This window comes from Dietzia sp. Cai40 (genome assembly GCF_014145165.1).
GTDB classification, from domain to species: domain Bacteria; phylum Actinomycetota; class Actinomycetes; order Mycobacteriales; family Mycobacteriaceae; genus Dietzia; species Dietzia natronolimnaea.
Genome location: NZ_JAALEB010000115.1, coordinates 1 through 18,920, shown reverse-complemented (window position 1 = coordinate 18,920; position 18,920 = coordinate 1). Strand labels below are relative to the sequence as shown.

Sequence of the window (18,920 nt, the reverse complement as noted above, 5' to 3'; positions counted from 1 at the left end):
ATGGGCAGAACGGGCGTGTGCTGGGACAACGCGATGGCCGAATCGTTCTTCTCCGCGCCCCTGGAACTCTAGACAAGTCACAGTTTCCCCTGTTCAGCCTGGGTTCCGCAGAATTGATTGCGTCTAGAGACGTGTTTAGGCGTGTTGAGCTGGGGTGATGCGGGTTTCCGCTGGTGTGGGGCGTGTATCTAGCGGGCCGGGTAGCAGCTGGTCAGGCGGCGGGGGTCAGGCCGGTCAGGCGTTTGGGTGGGGTGAGTCCGGCGGTGGTGAACAGCAGGTTCTGTTCGGTGGTGGGTCGGGTCAGGTGTTCGGCGGTCCCGTCGGTGCCGGCGAGGGTGACTTGGTGGATGCGCTGGGTCTGACGTCGGATGTGGGCCCAGGTGTGGCCGGTGCGGTTCTCCAGCAGGCGGATCATCAGCAGTGCGAGCCAGCACAGTGTGACGTGGGAGCGGATGCGGTCTTCGCGGTGGTGGAACACCGACCGCAGATCCAGCCTCGATTTCATCTCCCGCCAGCCGCGTTCGACTTCGAGAAGCTGCTTGTAGCCCAGGGCGATGTCCTCGGCCGACAGGTGCGGGTCGCAGGTGCGCAGCAGGTACTTGCCGTCCAGGTTCGCCTCGGTCTTGATCTTCGCGGCATCGATGCGCACCAGCCCCGAGCTGGTGGTGCGTAGGTAGCGGTTCAGTCCGGGCATCGTGGAGATCCGGCCCTTGAGTTCGGCCCGCTTGGTCGAGGACTGCGTGTCGGTGCCGTTGATCAGCGCGGTCAGCTTGGCGAGCATCTCGGTCCGGGTGTGGGCATCGCGCTGGGCTTGTTCGGGATTGAAGCAGACCACGAACCGGTCTGATGCTCCGGTGACCGCGGCGATGTTGACCTCTTTGACGTGCAGGTTCTCGCGCACCTGCCGGTACTTGCCCGGCCGAGACAGGGCGGCTCGGGCCTCGGGTGAGTTCGAGCGCAGCTTCTCGCCGAGGATGTAGCCGTCCCCGCCGCGCATGAGCTCGCGCCGGTTCGCCTGCGAGGTGAATCCGCGGTCGGCGGCGTAGATCACCCGTGACAGTGACCAGTCCCGCAGTTCGGTGCGAACCTGGCGGATCAAGGCTGAGTCGGAGGTGTTGCCGGGCCAGCACCACACCCGGATCGGGATCCCGGTGCGGGTCACGGCCATCCCGATCACGATCTGCGGCAGGTCATCACGATGATCCTTCGACTTGCCGTGCGTGCGAAATCCCACGCCACCATTGCCGTCACCGCCATGGCCTTCCTGCTCGTCTCCGGTGGGCCATCCGGCCTGGTCCCGGTCGACCGGGGCGTCGGCGTCGGTCTCGAAGTAGGTGGAGGTGGTGTCGAAGAATAGCAGGTCCACCTCCAGGTTCAACAGGTCCGCGACCTGGTCGAGCACCGCACGCTCGAAACCCTGCTCGGCCTGGTGCAGCCAATCCATCGCCCGGTAGCAGGCATCCTCGTCCACCTCGCCTACGGCCTCGGCCAGGCCCGGGATGGCCACATCGTGGCCCGCCCACTCGGCGGCGGCCAGCTTCGACGACGGGGCCAACGCGCGGGAGGCCACCAGTGCGAACACGGTCCACTCCAGCGCCGCCAGGTCGCGTTTGCGACCCCGGCCGGACTGCGCGGCGGTGGTGATCACCGTATCCAGACCCAACTGTCGCCACAGCCCATCCAGCAGCAGCGCACCGCCAGCGGGGCGGGACCGGGTCGGTTCCAACACCGACCCGCCAGCTGAGTCCGATTCGCCCAGGTACCGGCGCACCGAGGACACCAGTCGCCGCAGGCCTGCCTCGTCGACCTGATCGGCCCGCCCGAACGAGTGCAGCACCTTGGGCATCGACCGCGCTTTGACCGGGTGAACCGCACTGGCTCCGTCGGAGGGTCTTGCTGAATCAGGCGGCCTGAGGTTCGGACGCCTGGTTGGAACGGTACATCTCCTCATATTCAATGGGTGGCCGATAGTCGACCGCCGAGTGCAGTCGCTCGTCGTTGAACCACTTCACCCAGTCCGCGGTCTCGCGTTCGACCTCGTTGCGGCCAGTCCACCTGCGGGTGGTTTCCAAGTCGATCAGTTCGGTCTTGTAGAGCCCGATCGTGGACTCCATGAGGGCGTTGTCCAGGGCATCGCCGACGCTGCCGATCGACCCCTGCATCCCGGCATCTCGGAGTGCATCGGTCAGGGCCAGGGAGACGTACTGGGTGCCGGCGTCGCTGTGATGTACGAGCCCGGTCGAGGTGAACTCGAACGAACCCCGTCGCCGGGTGTGAATCGCTTGCTCGAGCGCCGATAGGACCAGGTCGGATCGTCTGGTCATCGACGCTCGCCAGCCGAGTATTCGGCGGGAGTAGACGTCAACGACGAAAGAGACGTAGCAGAAGCCGGCCAACGTCCATACATATGTAAAGTCCGCTACCCACCACTGGTCCGGACGCGTTGGAGCGTTCCACTGACGGTCGATCAGATCGGGATGCCGATCCGCCGAGGGATCCGACTCGGTCGTGACCGTGCGCCGCTTACCTCGCACGATCCCAGCAATGCCGCAGATGCGCATCAGTCGAGCGACCTGGTCGCGGCCGACATCGCGACCCCGCCGCCGCAGGCTGTGCCACAGCTTGAGCACCCCGTACAGGCCCCGCTGGTCGTGGAACAAGCAGAACACCTCGTGCGCGGCGTACGCATCGGCCAGCTCGGCAGCAGTGGACGGCGCAGCCGAGCGGGCGTAGTAGGTGCTCGGGGAGATCGTCATGCCGTGCTCGGTGAGCACGCGGCAGATCTGCTCGACCCCGAATCGCACCTTGTGAGCGTCGATGTAGGGTGTTTCATTGAGTGTGTAAGGGTCCGGTCTCGTACCGAGGTGTGACCTACGGGTTTCACCTCCGGAAGGATCGACCGAATGACTGAAGTAGCTGATGCGCAGAACCCTCTTGCTGGGGTGCTGAACGCCGATCAGATCGATGCCCTGGTGACCGCCGCCGAGGAGCTGGGCGAGGGCCGTCACGGCGTCGAGGAGTTGTTGACACGGATGACCAAGGCCGTGCTGGAGCGGGCCATGGAGGTCGAGCTCAGCGACCACCTGGGCTATGAATCCGGCGACCCCGCCGGGCACGGGAGCGGCAACTCCCGCAACGGCAAGACCACCAAGTCCGTGCAGACCCTCCAGGCCCCCGTGCAGCTCACCGTGCCGCGGGACCGCAATAGCTCGTTCGAGCCGGTCATCGTCCCCAAACGCGCCCGCCGGGTCGGCAAGGTCGAGGACATGATCCTGTCCCTCTACGCCCGTGGAATGACCACTAGGGACATCAGCTCACATATGGAGGAGATCTACGGCTCCACGGTCTCCGCCGCGACTATCTCCAGGGTCACCGACGTGGTTGCCGACGAGATTGCACTCTGGCAGTCCAGGCCGCTGGAGACGGTGTACCCGATCGTCTACATCGACGCGATCTGGCTGAAGATCCGCGACGGCGGGGTCGTGGCTAACAAAGCCTGTCACGTGGCCGTAGGGGTCGATCTGGAGGGCCGCAAGCAGGTGCTGGGCCTGTGGCTCGGCGCCACCGAGGGGGCCAAGTTCTGGGCAGACGTGCTGACCGAGATCCGCAATCGCGGAGCCAAGGACATCCTGATCTTGTGCTGCGACGGACTGACCGGGTTGCCGGCCGCGGTCAACAGCGTCTACCCCGAGACCGTGGTGCAGACCTGCGTGGTGCATCTCCTGCGCTCGGCCATGAAGTACGCCTCCTACGCCGACCGCAAGAGCATGGCCAGGGACATGAAGCCGATCTACACTGCGGCCACCATCGAGGCGGCCGAGCTGGCGATGGAGGCCTTCGCCGAGACCTGGGGCACCAAGGCGCCAGCGGCGGTGATGGCGTGGCGCAATGCCTGGGAGGACTTCACTCCGTTCCTGGCGTTCACCCCCGAGATCCGCAAGGTCATCTACACGACGAACCAGATCGAGTCGATCAACTATCAACTCCGAAAGATCACCAAGACCAGGGGCTCGTTCCCCTCGGCTGAGGCGGCGATCAAGCTGGTCTATCTCGGCATCCGCAACATCGAAACCACCCGCGGCGGCGAGCTAGGCACAGGCACCCGAGGATGGCACCAAGCCCTGAACGCCTTCGCCGTGCAATTCCCCAACCGACTCCCACTCTGACCACCAGGCAGAAGGGCTAACTGACCGGCCCCTTACACAGAAAACTTGACACCCCCCGTCGATGTAGTCAACGATTAGGTAAGTCGGCGGTCGAGCTCCGCCGCTGCGAAAAACGCCGAGGCGGTCTTGAGGATCTCGTTCGCCCGCCGCAGTTCGGCGTTCTCCCGCTTGAGTCGCTTTACCTCCGCTGAATCGGCCGACGCTTGCGCTGGCGCGGCGCCCGACTCGGCCTCGATCCAGTTCCGCAGGGTCTCGGGCTTCACGCTCAATAGCGACCCGACGTGCTTGCGGGCGGCGAGCTTGGAGCACTGCGCATCGGCCAGGTGCTCGTGGTACATCCGGACCGCGCGCTCACGGGTCTCGGCGTCGAACTTTCGTGGTGCTGCCATGGGTTCCAGTCTTCCTTGTTAGATCGGAACCCTCCGACAGATCCAGGGAGGTTCAGGCCTGGTCGGCGCTGGAACGCGCCAACCGCGCCTAGTGCAGGGGCGAGCACGAGCGCCACGAGTATCCAGTAGCCAGCTTCTGGCACTGCGGACACGAACGAATCACGTTCGACCACGACTCCGGGCCGAGAGGCGCCAGCCCACCACGAATCTCCTAAGTAGTAGGTGGTGTTGGCAAAGAATGCGGCGACCAGGGCCGTCACCATTCCGCCCAGCGGCGTGCGGGCGCATATCCCTCCGGCAACCATCACCCCCGCCCATGCCCAACCGGCGTTCAGCACGTAGGTCAGCGCAGAAGGCCAGGCGTTCGATGCGGACGCACCGAGGCCCAACGTGACTCCCAGAAGTGCGGCAATCACGACCCGGCGCCCGCTCAAGCCCCACACCCAGCGAGGTGGGGCCCCTCCGGAATGCGGAGAGAAGGTCGGGGTGAGATCGGGTCGTGCGCGCATCATCGCATCACACTCTATTGACTTGCCCACCATGCGACCGGCGCGACAACCGGTCCTGACCCCGCGGCCAGAATGAACGCGATCACTTCTCCCAGCTACGACGAGCCCGCCGGGCCCCGGGTGCTACCGGGAGAACGACTGCACGGTGGTATCGGTCATGGTGCGTCCCCGCCGACCGCGAGGCTCGGGAGCAGGGTGTACACCTCTGCGACCGAGCGGCCCGCCGCCATCACCGTCGCATCCGGGCGCACGACTGCCGCTCGTGCGTGGTGGGCGTGCAACCATTGTCCGAGTGGGCTGTCGAGCGCCACGACGACGCTAGTACCTCTACGACGCCTGATTTCGAACTCCTGCTCGGGAGTAGCCCTGATCACGGCAACGATCCGGAAGCCTGGGTAGTCGTCGAGGCGGCGACCATCGGGGGTCACCACGGCGTTCGGCGCGAGCTGCCCGGCAAGGCTGGCTGCGCTCGGGGCCGTCACCCATCGCGGAATCCCGGAGCCCACCACCCCGCGTCTGACGTAGCAGGACGGCCGGAGTGCGGGGGTCGTGCTGTCGGTCAGTCTCGCCGACAGACCCGGCACCCCCGCGAGCACGGGTGCGAGTGCGCGGCGGAGTACATCGCCGCCGTGACCACCGCCGGTCATTGCGGCACCTGTCATCGTCGCGAGACGGATGAGACCGGTGCAGTGCGGGATGCGCTCCTGCTCATAGGATTCGAGGGTCGACGACGGTGCTCCGCCCCGCAGGACGGCGGCGAGCTTCCAGCTGAGGTTCGCGGCATCACGCAGACCCGCGCCCATTCCCTGGCCGATGAACGGAGGCGTCAGATGCGCGGCGTCGCCGAGCAGGAAGACCCGGCGATCACGCCAGCGTTGGGCGACTCGTGCCCGAAAGGTGTATTCGGCAGAACGAAACAATCTCAGGTCTGGCGCGTCGACACCCTCAAGCCACGGCTGTAGCAGCGGCACAACCGCGTCGATGTGGGCGTAGTCCTCGGCCGTCTCGTCGTCGAGTAGTTGGAACTCCCAGCGGTAACGGGTGTCGCCGACGCGCATGTAGGTGGCCGCTCGGTGGGTGTCGCACACCTGTGCCACGCCGTCCCACTGGCGTAGGTCGGCCGACGTCTCGACGTCGATGACGAGCCACCGCTGGCTGAACCCCAGATCTCGCCACTCGGACGAGATCGCCGAGCGGGTGATGCTGCCGGCGCCGTCGCAGCCGAGCAGGTAGCTTCCCCGGAACGTGATCGGCTCACCCGTGTCGCGGTCGGTCGCCGAGACCGTGACCCCCGAATCGGATTGATCGATACCGCTCACCTCGACCCCGGAGCGGAAGGTGATGAGGTCCGCGCGGTGGGCGACGGCGCTACGGAGGAGTTCCTCGAGTCGGGGCTGATCGAACATGGACGCGGCCGGAAAGCCGTTCACGCCCATGCCCGGATCGCGGGGGAACTCGGCGATGACCTGCAACGACGAGGTCACCAGACGCAGGCCCAGGGCAGGGCGGGAGATCTCCGCGAACCTCGGCCCGAGCCCGATTCGCGCGATGATCCGGTACACCTCGTCGTCGAGGTGCACGGCACGCGGTTGCGGGTAGATCGCGTCCCACCGCTCGAGGAGGATCGACGGCACCCCGAGGTCGGCGAGCATCGCCGCCGCGGCGAGACCTGTCGGTCCGGCACCGACGATGAGAACGGGTGCATTGCGTCGGCTCATCGGGTCCCTGCCAGTTCCAGTGTTCGCGTGGCGGAGTGCGCGGCGCCGACGCCGACGACGACGGCGGGGACTGTGGCAGTCCAGCCGTCACCGGCGCGCCGGTGAGCCCAGCACGCACCGCCCATCAACGAGCAGACCGCGACCGCGGCCGCCGTGCCGACACGGGGGTGGCGCCGCCCGAGCAGGAGACCGGTCACCCCGGCGAGCTCGCAGGCGCCGACGATGCGGAACGCCCGCTCGGAGAATCTCAGGTGGCGTGCTCGTTCCGTCATGGGTGCGAGCGCGAGGACCTTCGCGGCGCCGGTGGCGGTGAGCACGAGCGCGACACCACGCGCGGCGAGGGTGTGGGTATCGGTCATGCGGGGGTGCGCCCGTCGGCCGGCGCCCACTGCGGGGGTGCGCCCGTCGGCCGGCGCCCACTGCCAGTGGATCGCGTAGCTGTCGAGGACCCGGGCTGCGGTGTCGACGTCACCGGCCCGCTGCACCACGGCCACGATCGAACCGTCGACGATCCGAGCGTCCACCGATGTGGGTGCCCCGGCGTCGGTGAGCGCCGCGGTGAGCGCGGTTTCGGTGGCGAGGGCTCGCAGCGCGAGCTTGTAGGGCTTGCCCACATCGGTGACCGGCAGCGAGTCAATGATCGTGACCTCTCTAGGGGCGGCCGCGGACTCGGAGACCCGTTCGGTCGCCCACGCCTGCAGGTCACCGCCGGACACCGTGGCGCCGTCGCGGACGGTGACATAGCCGACGGGGACCTCGCCCGCGTGCACGTCGGGACGACCGACGACCCCGGCGTCGGTGACATCGGGGTGCTCGAGAAGAGCGTCCTCGACCGCGCGGGGATCGATGTTGTGCCCGCCGCGGATGATGAGGTCCTTGGCGCGGCCGGTGAGCGTCACGAAACCGCGATCATCCACGGATCCCAGGTCACCGGTGTCCAGCCACCCGTCGCGAACAGACCCGCCGTCATCGAGATCGAACCCGTTGTCCTTGCGGCCGCGGACGTAGCCGGCGAACACGGTGGGGCCTGACACGACGAGCCGCCCGACGGTGCCGGCGGGTAGTTCCTGCCAGTGCTCGTCGACGGCGCGGATCTGCTGATAGGGCAGGCGTTGCCCGACCGAACCGGCGGGCTGGCCGTCGAAGAAACTGCGAACGCTGGCGCAGGTCGCCTCCGTGAGTCCGTAACCCTCGAGCAGGGGGACTCCCGTATGGGACTCGAACCCCTCACGCACCGCGGGCGGCAGCATGGACGCGCCGACCAGGCACGCCCGCAGACTGGAGATGTCGGCGTCGACCGGGCACTGGGCGAGCACCGAGTACACCGTGGGGACGGCGCTCATCGCGGAGATCTCGTGCGCCCGGACGAGCTGCCAGAACACGCCGTAGAGGGCGAGGTCGCGGTACCCCAGCGGTCCCGCCCACACGACGGTCTGGCCGCGCAGCATCGGGGCGAGAACGGTGACGATCAACGCGTTGACGTGGAACAGCGGCAGCGCGGCAAAGACGACGGAGTCCTCGTCGAGCACGGTGTTCGCCGCGATCATCCACGCATTGGAGACCTCGTTGCGGTGCGAGTGACCGGCCAGCTTGGGCACGCCGGTGGTCCCACCGGTGTGGAACAGCGCGGCGAGGTCGTCGGCACCGCGGTCCTCCTCGACCGCGACGCGGGGGAGCTCGGCCGCGTCGAGGTAGGCGACGGTGACGTCGCCCAGGTCGGGCACCTCGGGTTCGGTATCGGCCCCGGTGGGGCGCAGGAGGAACACCGTGTCGATCCCGGTGGCGGCCACGATGTCGGGAAGTCCCGAGAAGACTGCGGGGTCGAGGTCGGGGCCGGCGGCGACGAGGACCCTCGAGCCCGATCTACCGATCAGTTCGGCCACGTGCTCGGCGTTCATGGCCGGGTTGATCGGGGCGGCGACGCCTGCGCGCTGTGCCGCGAAGAACACCTCGATCAGCTCGACGCAGTTGGGCGCCAGCAGGGTGACCGCGTCCCGGCCGCCGACCCCCGCGGCGCGGAGAGCGGCGGCGTGTCTGTCGACGGCGTCGAGCAACTGCGCGTGCGTGCGGTCGGTGGTCTGCTGCCACCGGGTCGCGTCGGGCATGACGCGCAGCGCGGTGCGTTCAGGCCACTGCTCGGCCGCGCGGGTGAGGACCGCGTACGTCGATGCCGGCAACCCGCGGGCGTCGAGTGGTGTCTGTTCGATCAGCGCGACGTCGTCGGGGGTGTCGTAGGCCGGCCACAACGACGCCGATGAGGTGGGGGCGATCATGCGTAGCGCACCACGTTCCGCTGGACGCCGAGATCCAGCGTCCCGTCGCCCGCACGGACCGACGTCTCGACGATGTCGCCGTCCTGCAGGTACTTCGGGTTACCGGCCTGGCGCTTGAAGAACGCCTTCCACTTCAGGTGCGGCGGGAGCAGCGCTCCGATCATCTCGATGGGTTTCGCGGGTGCGGTCAGTGCGGTGCCGCCGGGCGTGCCGGTCAGGAGAAGGTCGCCGGCGTCGACACGCTGGAACCTGTTCAGGGTCCGCACCGCCTCCAGGGGGCTGTAGATCATGTCGGCGACGGTGCTGTTCTGACGCGTGACCCCGTTCACCCGCAACTGGAGGGTGAGGGTGGAGAACCTGTCCCACTCACCGGGCTCCAGCAACACCAGGACGGGACCGACCGGGGTGAAGCTCGGGTAGGACTTGGCCTCGTAGAACTGCGTCTTGGGCAGCTGCACGTCGCGGGCTGACACATCGTTGGTGATCACGAGGCCCGCCACGGCGTCGGCGAGGGTCGCCTCGTCGATGGTGGTCCCGACGGGCAGGCTGGCCCCGAAGACCAGGCCGATCTCGACCTCGTAGTCCAACAGCTGCACGTGCGCGGGCTTGATGATGTCGTCGTTCGGCCCGACGATCGATCCCGAGGCCTTGCGGAAGAACGTCAGCGGGACCTTGTCGGGGTTCATCCCGGAATCGCGGACATGCGAGACGTAGTTCGTCATCTGCGCGATCACCCGACACGGTGCTGTCACCGGAGACTGCAGTTGCAGGCTCGCCGGGTCGACGACCTCGCCGCTGTCGGTCGTGGCCAGGACGACCGCCTGACGATCCGCGATCAGCTCGGCGGTGGTGGTCGCCCGCGTGTCGATGCGACGGGCGCCGGCGGGCACCAGCACCCACCACGCGTCGGCGGTACGGAGAACGGACAGGCTCATGTGCGGGCTACTTTCATCAGGCCGAAGAGGCGTTGGACGTCGAATTCGTTGTCGGACTCGCGCAACGACGAGAGGATGGAGGTCAACTCGCGCAGTGCGGCGCGGCCCGGCTTGATACCCAGGAAGTCCGCGGTCGCCGGCGGGCCCCACTGGTTGAGGCCTGACGCCGTCATCGGGGCCCAGCCGGCGTCGACCGTGCTGTCGAAGTGGTCACCGTCGGTGAAGTGTTCGACCAGGAACCCGTCCGGATCGCGCCAGTAGTCGAAGAGCTGACTGCCCTGGATGTGGCGACCCAGCCCCCACGAGTGGTCGTATCCCCGGTCGAGGAGGTACTCGCTCCCGGCGGCCAGGGCGTCCAGATCGCAGACCTGGTAGGCGGAGTGGACGTATCGGTCGGCGGGGCCGAGCGTCAGGGCCAGGGTGTGGTGGTCGGCGACCTCTCCGCCGCGGTCACACCGGATGAAGCTCATCACGGGTCCGCGTTCGCGCTGGCCGGGGTAGTACAGGAAGTCACTCACGATCATTCCCAGGTTGTGCAGGTACCAGTTGAGCGACGACAGGTAGCGCGTCGACGACAGCACGACGTGGCCGAGGCGCTCGACGACGGCCGGAGCGCGCGGGGGTCGCTGAGTGCTGTTGACGCGGGTCCGGTCGCGTTCGAAGTTGAACGGGTTGCGGACGCTCTGCAGGGGCAGCGCTGGCCATTCGGTGACTCCTGAGACCACCCGCACGCGGCACCCGCTGGGATCCCGGGTGGTGACCGCACTCCCTCCGAGGGCGTCCCCGAGAGACTCCACGGGCCGTCCCCATTCGGAGGCCAGAGTGTGGACGTCGGCGTCGTCGGCCGCGAGGAAGGCCGCGCCGGTGAACGCGGTCCGCGGTGCTCGACGGACGATGACACACGGCGGCCCCGCGAGGGCGCCCCGCAGGTGCAGCTCATCGGGAGTCTGGAAGGTGGGGGTGAACCCGAAGTCCACCGCGAACGCGGCGGTGCGCACGAGATCGGGTTTGTCGAACTCCAACCAGGCGATGTCGTGGACTTTCACCACCGGGTCCGGCCGGCGCCCGGGATGTTCCCCGGGCAGGGCGCCCTGATCGGCGTGCAGTCCCTCGTGCACGTCATGGTTGACCGTCATCTCGACTCCCGTCGTATCGGTTGACGATATCGTCATATACGCCGCACACGTCAGTCAAGTCCGTTGACGAAGTCGTCACGGGTGCGTATGGGACCATGTGACCCATCGTGGAAGGAGAATGCGATGGCCCAGGCTGATCCGGGCGTTCTCACGCGGGCTCAGAGACGCAAAGCCCAGACCCGGCGGTCCCTCATCGGTGCCGCCCAGCAGTTGATGGCGCAGGGTCGGACCGCGGTGTCGGTCCTCGACATCACCACCATGGCCGACGTCGGCAACGGCTCGTTCTACAACCACTTCGCCACGAAAGAGGAGTTGTTCGAGGCCGCGGTGATGTCCGTCGTCGAGGACCACGGCGAACTGCTGGACGCCTTCACCGAGGGGATGAGCGATCCGGCGCACATGTTCACGCAGAGCTTCCGCCTGACCGGTCGTCTGCACCGCAGGTACCCCGAATTGAGCAGAGTCGTGGTCAACCACGGTCTGTCGGTCCTCTCCACCGCCGACGCGGGCCTGCTTCCCCGCGCGCGTCGCGATATCGAGGCCGCGGTCGCCGCCCGGCGGTTCGTCACCACCGACATCGACGTGGCCCTGACCGTCGTCTCCGGGTCCGCGCTGACGCTGGCGTTGCTGCTGCACGACCAGCCCGAACGCGACGACGCGGCCACGACCGACGCCGTCACCGCCCACGTCCTGCGCGCCCTGGGTGTGAGTGAGGACGAGGCCGCGGCGCTCATCGCTCTTCCGTTGCCGGCCTGGGACTGATCTCACCGGATCTCCCGGGCGTGGCGTGACGAGGCGGGTCAGGTGGCGGTCGCCGCGACCCGCACCATCTCGTCGACCGACACCAGTTTGCGGCGGCGGCGGCCGTCGATGCGCCCGGCCGCCCGTTCGTGGTCGTCGATCGCGGCCCACCCGGCTGCGTCGATCCGGTGGCCGTGGCGCCCGGCGATCAGGGCGTCGACGTCGTCCTCACCGATCGCGGGAGGCGGCAGACGCCCCTGGGTCCAATCGGCGATGATGGCCTCGGCGGTCTGCAGACCACACTGCCTGTTGGCGCCGATCCCGCCCCGGGCGCCGCGCTTGATCCACCCGGCGACGTACATTCCGGCCACCGGGGATCCGTCGTCGATGACGCGACCGCCGTCGTTGGGGATGACGGCGGCACGGGAGTCGAACGGTAGTCCGGAGAACGGATCTGCGCGATACCCGATCGACCGGATCACCGTGGACGCGGGCACGGTCGTCTCCGGGCCCGTCGGGACGACGCGACCGGTGCCGTCGGTGCTGTACGCCATGCGCGTGACCCGCACTCCCGAGACACCGTGGTCGTCGCCGAGGATGGCGGCGGGGGAGGACAGGTAACGGAACGCGACCGTGCGCGCCGCTCCCGTCGGTGTGCGGGCGGCGTAGCCGCGGGCGAGGCGCAGCTTGGTGGAGGTGGTGGGGTCCAGCGTTCCCGCCTGTTCGTCCCGGTGGGTCCGCGGGTCGAGAACCAGGTCAGCCGGGTCCACGACGACGTCCACGCCGGAGAGCGAGGCGAATGCCTGGAACTCCGAATTGGTGTACGCGGCGTGGGCCGGACCGCGTCTGCCCAGGATGCTCACGTGCCGCACCGTTGACTGCCGAAGGGCCCGCAGCGCGTGATCGGCGATATCGGTGCGCGCCAGCTCATCGGGATCTGTCACGAGGATCCGAGCCGCATCGAGGGCCACGTTGCCGTTACCCACGATCACGACGGACTCGCCGCTCAGGTCGATCTCGTCGTCGGCATGGTCGGGGTGGCCGTTGTACCAGGCCACGAAGTCCGTGGCGGCGAGCGATCCGGGCAGATCCTCGCCGGAGATGGACAGAGCGCGGTCAGCGGCCGCGCCGGTGGCGACGATCACCGCGTGATACCTCGCGCGGAGTTCGTCGAGGGTGACGTCGACTCCCACCTCGACGTTGAGGAAGTACCGGAACGCCTCTCGAGACGCGGTCGCGGCGAATGTCCGCTCGACGCCTTTGGTCGCCGCGTGATCCGGGGCGACACCCGCGCGCACCAGACCATAGGGGGTGGGGAGGCGGTCGAACATGTCGACCGTGACGCCGCGGTGTCGCAGCAGTTCCCCCGATGTGTAGAAGGCGGCGGGCCCTGCACCGATGACCGCCACTCGGAACGGAAGCGGTCCGGAGTCCGATGCCGGACGGGGCGGCGTCCAGGTGCCGGCGATCTCTCGTCCCCGGAAGTAGTCAGCGTTCATCTCCGGGAAGGCCGAGTCCGGCGACAGCAGGTCGTCCGGAACGATGGCGTCGACGGGACACTCGTCCACACACGCCCCGCAATCGATGCAGGCGGCCGGGTCGATGTGTAGCATCTCGGCCCGGGCGAACTCGGGCGACCCGGGGGTCGGATGAATACAGTTCACCGGACACACCGTGACGCAGCTCGCGTCGTTGCAGCACGGTCGCGTGATGACATGGGCCACCGGTCATCCTCCTTGGATCGTCATGAACCGTCCGCCTGTGGCGGACGGCGTTCACTCAGCGGAACGAGGCCCGGAAGGACTCGAAGCCCTGAAGGCAGTTGTTGCGCAGCAGTTCCGGATCACTGACGCTGATGGAAGAGACGCGCGGGACCATCGCGTGCAGCAGCGTCTGCATCTCCAACTTCGCCAGCTGCATGCCGACGCAGGTGTGCACGCCGTGCCCCCATCCGACGTTGCTGCCGCGCCACTCCAGCGAGAATCTCTCGGGGTGGTGGAAATGCCGCTCGTCGCTGTTCGCGGCGGCGAACACCACCGCGACACGATCCTTCGGGCGCAGTTGGACCCCACCGAACTCGGTATGCGCGGCGACTGATCGGGTGAACGACCTGACCGGCGACGCCATCCGCACCGCTTCCACCACCGCGGTCGGGATCAGGTCCGGGTCCCGGCGCAGCCGTTCCCAGAGCCCGGGGGTGGTTCCCAGGCTCCAGAGCAGTTGGCCGGTCGACAGGATCGTGGTGTCCAGACTCGGTGCGACGAAGTCGATGATCATGTACTTCGCCTCGACCCGCCCGATCTCTCCCCGGTCAGCCGCATCGAGCACCGTCGACGCCCACCCGCCGGGTGTCACGTTCGGGCGGCCGACCGCCAACGTGTAGAGGAACAAGCCGAGCGATCCGCGTACGGAACCCCGCGCCCGGCGATTCGCCGAACCGAGACCGTCGAACGTCGACTGGCCCCAGTTCAGCATCTGCTCCGGGGTCACCTTCACGCCGACCAGCTCGGCGACCGCCTGCACCGGCAGGCGGGTCGCGAAGTCGGCGATGCCATCGAAGTGATCTCGCGCCAACAGTCGGTCGACGGTGTCCGTGGCCTCCTGCTCCAGTGTGGGCAGCGACGGGCGTATCGCCCGCGAGGTCAGGGACTGCATGAGGATCATCCGGCGGGTCATGTGCGTGGCGTCGTCACTCGCGAGTGTGGTGTAGTGCCCGAGGGTGTTGGCGACCGGGTTGGCGCCCACGCCCCTGCCGCTGCGGAAGGTCGCGTCGTCGCGTAGGGCCAGCCGCACGTCGTCGAACCGGCCGATCGCGAACATCCGATGACGCGGGAGCCATACGACGGGGCCGGCGTCCCGGATTCGGCGATACACCTCCTGTGGCCTGTCGACCACCTCGTCGCCGTACAGATCGACGTCAACCACCGGCGCCCCACGATGGGTGGCGGTCCGGAGTGGGGGGTATCGGAGAGTCATCTGCCCGTCCTGGTGTCACGAGTCGCACGGGTACGCGCCGCGCGAGTCGATTCCGTCATTGCTGACGAAATCATCATCTAAAAGTATGGCAAAGGTCAAGTGATGTCCGCGGACACGCCCGGAATGCCGCGGCTGCGCGTCCGGGCAGTGCGGTCAGCTCAGTACGACGATCAGATCGCCGGCTTCGACCTGTCCGACCGTGTTGATGGCGATGCGGTCCACAGTGCCGCCTCCGGCGCTCGTGATCGCGGCCTCCATCTTCATGGCTTCGATGGTGGCGACGGTGCCGCCGGGTTCGATCTCGTCGCCGACTCCGACGGCGACGGTGACCACGCCGGAGAAGGGTGCGGGGATGTGGAGGGGGTTGCCGGGATCGGCCTTTTCCGCGGCGGGTACCTCGACGCCTACTGAACGGTCGCGGACCGGAACCGGCCGCAATTGTCCGTTGATGATGCACATCACGGTGCGCATGCCACGGTCGTCCGGTTCGCTGATGGCTTCGAGACCGATGAGGAGATCGACGCCGGGCTCGAGTTCGACGCGGTGTTCCTCGCCGTAGCGCAGGCCGTAGAAGAACTGGTTGGTCGAGAGCTGGGAGGTGTCACCGTACTGCTCGCGATGCTGCTCGAACTCCGCGGTCGGGCCGGGGAACAGAAGCCTGTTGAGAGTCTCCTGCCGGATGCGACCGGCCGTCCGCAGCGCGGCGGCGTCGGCATCGGATATCGGGGTCACCTCCGGCGCCGGCGGGCGCCCCTGGAGTGCGGTGCTGCGCAGCGGTTCCGGCCAGCCGCCGGCGGGGTCCCCGAGCTCGCCACGCAGGAACCCGATCACCGAGTCAGGGATGTCGTAGGACGTGGGGTCCGCCGCGAAGTCGGCCGCGGAGATCTCGCGTCCGACCAGGGCGAGGGCGAGATCGCCGACGACCTTCGACGACGGGGTGACCTTGATCAGCCGGCCCAGCATGCGGTCGGCCTCGGCGTAAGCCTGTTCGACGGCTTCGAAACGGTCCCCGAGTCCGAGGGCCACGGCCTGCTGGCGAAGGTTGGACAACTGGCCGCCGGGGATCTCGTGCGTGTACACACGTCCGGTGGGAGCGGGCAGTCCCGATTCGAACGGCGCGTACACCTTCCGCAGGGCCTCCCAGTACGGTTCCAGATCGCACACCGCAGCGAGGTCCAGGCCGGTATCGCGGTCGGTGTGGGCGGTGGCGGCCACGATCGCCGACAACGCCGGCTGTGAGGTGGTCCCCGCCATGGCGGCGCTCGCGCCGTCGACCGCGTCCGCGCCCGCCTCCCACGCGGCGAGGTAGGTCGCGAGCTGGCCCCCGGGGGTGTCGTGGGTGTGGACATGGATGGGCAGGTCGAACTCCGACCGCAGCGCTGTCACGAGCGTCGTCGCGGCGGGTGCGCGCAACAGGCCGGCCATGTCCTTGATCGCGAGCACGTGGGCGCCGGCGTCGACGATCTGCTCGGCCAGGCGGAGGTAGTAGTCGAGCGTGTAGAGGTCCTCGGACGGGTCGGCCAGGTCGCCGGTGTAGGACATCGCGACCTCGGCGACCGCGGTCCCGGTCTCGCGCACGGCATCGATCGCCGGACGCATCGCGTCGATGTTGTTCAAGGCGTCGAAGATCCGGAAGACGTCGATACCCACGTCGGTGGCCTCGGCCACGAACGCCGAGGTCACGGCGGTCGGATACGGGGTGTAGCCCACGGTGTTCGCACCCCGCAGCAACATCTGCAGACAGATGTTGGGGATCGCCGACCGCAATTGCGCCAGCCGATCCCACGGATCCTCCTTGAGGAACCGCAACGCCACGTCATAGGTGGCGCCACCCCAGCACTCCACTGACAACAGTTCCGGCGTCAGGGCGGCCACGTGCGGGGCGACCGCCAGGAGGCCCGAGGTCCGCACCCGGGTGGCGAGCAACGACTGGTGTGCGTCGCGGAAAGTGGTGTCGGTGACCCCGAGCTGCGGGCGTGACCTCAGATCGGCGGCGAACCCCTGTGGTCCCAGCTCGAGGAGCCGTTGCCGCGACCCCGGCGGGGGGTTGGTCAGTGATGAGGGGTCCAGGCCGGGGAGCTTGTCTCCCGGGTACACCGGGGTGGGACGCTCTCCGTGCGGCCGGTTGACCGTCACATCCGCGAGGTAGTTCAGGATCTTCGTTCCGCGATCGGCCGACGGTCGCGCGGTCAGCAACTCCGGACGGTCCTCGATGAACGAGGTCGTGGCCCGACCGGCCTGGAAGTCCGTGTCGTCGAGCACCGCCTGCAGGAACGGGACGTTCGTGGCCACTCCCCGGATGCGGAACTCGGCGATCGCCCGGCGCGCCCGTGCGAACGCGGTGTCGAAGTCCCGCCCGCGACAGGTCAACTTCACCAGCATCGAGTCGAAATGTGCGGACACCTCGGCACCGAGGGCCACACCGCCGTCCAGGCGTACACCCGCCCCGCCCGGGGCCCGGTAGGCGGCGATCCGCCCGGTGTCCGGTCGGAAACCGTTGGTCGGATCCTCGGTGGTGATCCGGCACTGGAGTGCCGCGCCGCGGATCGTCAGCTGATCCTGTGAGAGCCCGAGGTCGTCCAGTGACTCGCCCGATGCGATCCGCAACTGCGACTGCACCAGATCGACATCGGTGATCTCCTCGGTCACGGTGTGCTCGACCTGGATGCGCGGATTCATCTCGACGAATCTGTGCTGTCCGCTCTCGTCCACCAGGAACTCGACCGTGCCGGCCCCCGAGTAGCCGATGTGGTGGGCGAACGCGACCGCGTCGGCGCATATCCTCTCGCGCATCCCCTGCGTGAGGTTCGGCGCCGGCGCGAGCTCGATCACCTTCTGATGGCGGCGCTGCAGGCTGCAGTCGCGCTCGAACAGATGGATGACCCCGCCCCGGGTGTCGGCCAGGATCTGCACCTCGATGTGTCGCGGGTTGATCACCGCTTGCTCGAGGAACATCGTCGGGTCACCGAATGCCGACTCCGCCTCGCGCGATGCCGCGCTGATCGCGTCCGCCAACTCCTCGATCGTTCCCACCCGACGCATCCCCCGACCGCCGCCACCGGCCACCGCCTTGACGAACACGGGGAAGGTCATGTCGCGCGCCGCCGCGACGAGCTCGTCGGGATCTGCTGAGGGCGCGGAGGAGGCGAGTACCGGCAGGCCCGCCTCGCGCGCCGCGGCGACCGCACGCGCCTTGTTGCCCGCCAATTCCAGGACCGACGCCGGCGGACCGACGAACGCGATTCCCGCCGACGCGCACGCCGCCGCGAGATCCGGGTTCTCCGATAGGAATCCGTATCCCGGATAGATCGCATCCGCGCCGGATCGCTGCGCGACCGCGATGATCTCCTCGATCGACAGGTACGCCCGCACCGGATGGCCGGGAGCCCCGATCTGGTACGACTCATCGGCCTTCAGTCGGTGCGGGGAGTTGCGATCCTCGTGCGGGAACACCGCGACCGTCTTCGCACCCAACTCGTACGCTGCCCGAAAGGCGCGGATCGCGATCTCACCGCGATTGGCCACCAGAACCTTGTGGAACATTCGACGTCCTCGCTTCTCGGATGTGCTCTCGGGCATGCGCGTGGTGACTGAAACATCAGGGTTGACGGAATCATCACTCACGACTGCGTTCGAGTCAACCCTCACCGCACCGGCGAAATCGCGATCACTCCGGCTCAGCCGGCGGCCGCCGCGTCCACCGCGCGGGCCTCGAGAGCGCGGGTGAGGTCCGCGTTCTGCTCGGCGAGGATCCGGCGCAGGGCGGCCGGGCGGGAGGTGTCCGCGATCACGGCATCGAAGCGGGCCACGGTGTCGGCGTCCACCGACCACGCCGGGAACAACCCGGCGGCGACGGTCTTGGCGAGGTCACCGGACCGCGCCTTCCACAGTGCGGTCACGTCGTCGAGGTACCGCTCGCACAGGCCGGTGAGCAGGTGCTCCTGGCCCGGCAGGTCGATGCCCAGCAGGGTGGCGCGCACCAGGGCGTTGCTCGGCGCGTGGTCTCCGGTGGCGGTGAGCAGCGCCTCGGCCTCCTCCTTCGCGCCGACAGTGGGCCGGGCGGCTCGGGCGGTCGCC

At 68.2% G+C, this 18,920-nt stretch carries 10 protein-coding genes and 4 pseudogenes; 2 read left to right on the top strand and 12 right to left on the bottom strand.

What is annotated here, in order from left to right; all coding sequences use genetic code 11:
• Positions 1–211 precede the first annotated feature (211 nt).
• Complete coding sequence (locus G6022_RS05390; RefSeq protein WP_182638540.1) at positions 212–1,846, bottom strand: IS1634 family transposase; 1,635 nt, start codon at positions 1,844–1,846, stop codon at positions 212–214.
• A gap of 55 nt (positions 1,847–1,901) precedes the next feature.
• Positions 1,902–2,822, bottom strand: a pseudogene (locus tag G6022_RS05385) (IS3 family transposase); the annotation flags it as partial.
• An 81-nt stretch (positions 2,823–2,903) separates the two neighbouring features.
• On the opposite strand from G6022_RS05385, the gene G6022_RS05380 reads away from it, so the two are divergent.
• A complete protein-coding gene (locus tag G6022_RS05380) occupies positions 2,904–4,166 on the top strand; it encodes an IS256 family transposase (RefSeq protein WP_182638538.1) in 1,263 nt (420 codons plus the stop codon).
• Positions 4,167–4,223: 57 nt separating this feature from the next.
• Here the strand turns inward: G6022_RS05380 and G6022_RS05375 are convergent.
• The 6 genes and pseudogenes from G6022_RS05375 to G6022_RS05355 form a co-directional block, all read right to left on the bottom strand.
• Positions 4,224–4,555, bottom strand: a pseudogene (locus tag G6022_RS05375) (transposase); the annotation flags it as partial.
• Positions 4,556–5,219: 664 nt separating this feature from the next.
• Complete coding sequence (locus G6022_RS05370) at positions 5,220–6,782, bottom strand: bifunctional 3-(3-hydroxy-phenyl)propionate/3-hydroxycinnamic acid hydroxylase (protein ID WP_182638536.1); 1,563 nt, start codon at positions 6,780–6,782, stop codon at positions 5,220–5,222.
• A complete protein-coding gene (locus G6022_RS16815) occupies positions 6,779–7,141 on the bottom strand; it encodes a DoxX family protein (RefSeq protein WP_182653060.1) in 363 nt (120 codons plus the stop codon). Before G6022_RS16815 ends, G6022_RS05370 begins: the two co-directional genes overlap by 4 nt.
• Before the next feature lie 60 nt (positions 7,142–7,201).
• Positions 7,202–9,055 (bottom strand): annotated as a pseudogene (locus G6022_RS05365) (acyl-CoA synthetase); the annotation flags it as partial.
• Positions 9,052–9,990: a fumarylacetoacetate hydrolase family protein gene (locus tag G6022_RS05360; RefSeq protein ID WP_182639863.1), complete on the bottom strand. Its 939-nt coding sequence runs from the start codon at positions 9,988–9,990 to the stop codon at positions 9,052–9,054. The pseudogene G6022_RS05365 and the gene G6022_RS05360, both read right to left, overlap by 4 nt.
• On the bottom strand, positions 9,987–11,126 hold the full coding sequence (locus G6022_RS05355) for a VOC family protein (protein ID WP_182639862.1): 1,140 nt from the start codon (positions 11,124–11,126) through the stop codon (positions 9,987–9,989). Before G6022_RS05355 ends, G6022_RS05360 begins: the two co-directional genes overlap by 4 nt.
• Positions 11,127–11,249: 123 nt before the next feature.
• Here G6022_RS05355 and G6022_RS05350 point away from each other — a divergent pair, with 123 nt between their 5' ends.
• The gene (locus tag G6022_RS05350; protein ID WP_182639861.1) at positions 11,250–11,888 is read left to right on the top strand and encodes a TetR/AcrR family transcriptional regulator; all 639 of its coding nucleotides are present in this window, start codon (positions 11,250–11,252) and stop codon (positions 11,886–11,888) included.
• 38 nt (positions 11,889–11,926) lie between these two features.
• Here G6022_RS05350 and G6022_RS05345 read toward each other — a convergent pair whose 3' ends face one another.
• The 4 genes and pseudogenes from G6022_RS05345 to G6022_RS05330 form a co-directional block, all read right to left on the bottom strand.
• A complete protein-coding gene (locus G6022_RS05345; RefSeq protein WP_179524906.1) occupies positions 11,927–13,591 on the bottom strand; it encodes an FAD-dependent oxidoreductase in 1,665 nt (554 codons plus the stop codon).
• Positions 13,592–13,646: 55 nt separating this feature from the next.
• A complete protein-coding gene (locus G6022_RS05340) occupies positions 13,647–14,792 on the bottom strand; it encodes a cytochrome P450 (RefSeq protein WP_347238152.1) in 1,146 nt (381 codons plus the stop codon).
• 204 nt (positions 14,793–14,996) lie between these two features.
• Complete coding sequence (locus G6022_RS05335; RefSeq protein WP_182653056.1) at positions 14,997–18,386, bottom strand: pyruvate carboxylase; 3,390 nt, start codon at positions 18,384–18,386, stop codon at positions 14,997–14,999.
• 134 nt (positions 18,387–18,520) lie between these two features.
• Positions 18,521–18,920 (bottom strand): annotated as a pseudogene (locus tag G6022_RS05330) (aminopeptidase N); the annotation flags it as partial.